At 72.4% G+C, this 1,455-nt stretch carries 1 protein-coding gene; it reads left to right on the plus strand.

The window, feature by feature from the left end; genetic code table 11:
- Window positions 1-94 precede the first annotated feature (94 nt).
- The coding region (gene hutU / locus AB0J52_RS40410; protein WP_500188496.1) for a urocanate hydratase at window positions 95-1,455 on the plus strand (1,361 nt) is incomplete at its 3' end.

Consider the following 1,455-nt stretch of genomic DNA (forward strand, 5'->3'; position numbering starts at 1 on the left):
CCGGCCCGCTGTTCTGACCGCCCGCGCGCGGGCGACCGCGCGCGAGCGGCTTCCGCCCAGTCTTCCTTCGCAGTCTGCTTCGAGGAGAACCCTCATGTCCGGTCCCCGCCCCGTCCGCGCGCCGCGCGGGACGCAGCTCACCACCGCCAAGGGCTGGCCGCAGGAGGCCGCCCTGCGCATGCTCCAGAACAACCTGGACCCCGAGGTCGCCGAGCACCCCGACAAGCTCGTCGTGTACGGCGGCACCGGCAAGGCCGCCCGCGACTGGAACTCCTTCGACGGGATCGTCCGGTCGCTGGAGTCGCTGGACGGCGACGAGACGCTGCTCGTCCAGTCCGGCAAGCCGGTCGGGATCTTCCGGACGCACGAGTGGGCGCCGCGCGTGCTGATCGCGAACTCCAACCTCGTCCCGCAGTGGGCGAACTGGGACGAGTTCCGCCGCCTGGAGGCCGAGGGCCTCACCATGTACGGGCAGATGACCGCCGGTTCGTGGATCTACATCGGCACGCAGGGCATCCTCCAGGGCACCTACGAGACGTTCGCGGCCGTCGCGGCGAAGCGGTTCGGCGGGACGCTCGCCGGGACGATCACGCTGACCGCCGGGCTCGGCGGCATGGGCGGGGCGCAGCCGCTCGCCGTGACGATGAACGGCGGCGTCGCGATCTGCGTCGAGGTCGACCCGTCCCGGATCGACCGGCGCGTCGAGCACCGCTACTGCGACGTCCGCGCCGACTCGGTGGACGAGGCGCTGCGGCTGGCCGTCGAGGCCCGCGACAAGCGCGAGCCGCTGTCGATCGGCCTGCTCGGCAACGCCGCCGACGTCGTCCCCGAGCTGCTGCGCGCGGGCGCGCCGATCGACATCGTCACCGACCAGACCAGCGCGCACGACCCGCTCGCGTACCTGCCGTCCGGGGTGGCGTTCGAGGACTGGGACGCCGAGCGCGACAAGGACCCGAAGGGCTTCACCGACCGCGCCCGCCAGTCGATGGCGAGGCACGTGGAGGCGATGGTCGGGTTCATGGACGCGGGCGCCGAGGTCTTCGACTACGGCAACTCGATCCGCGGTGAGGCGCAGCTCGCCGGCTACGACCGCGCGTTCGCGTTCCCCGGGTTCGTCCCGGCGTACATCCGGCCGCTGTTCTGCGAGGGCAAGGGCCCGTTCCGCTGGGCGGCGCTGTCGGGCGACCCGAAGGACATCGCCCGCACCGACAAGGCGATCCTCGACCTGTTCCCGGAGAACGAGCCGCTGACCCGGTGGATCAGGATGGCGGGGGAGAAGGTCCACTTCCAGGGCCTGCCGTCGCGGATCTGCTGGCTCGGCTACGGCGAGCGCGACAAGGCCGGCGCGGTCTTCAACGACCTGGTCGCGCGCGGCGAGATCAGCGCGCCGATCGTGCTCGGCCGCGACCACCTGGACTGCGGCTCGGTCGCGTCCCCGTACCGCGAGACCGAGGG

Origin of the sequence: Spirillospora sp. NPDC049652 (assembly GCF_040675125.1) — a bacterium.
In the GTDB taxonomy this organism is placed as follows: domain Bacteria; phylum Actinomycetota; class Actinomycetes; order Streptosporangiales; family Streptosporangiaceae; genus Spirillospora.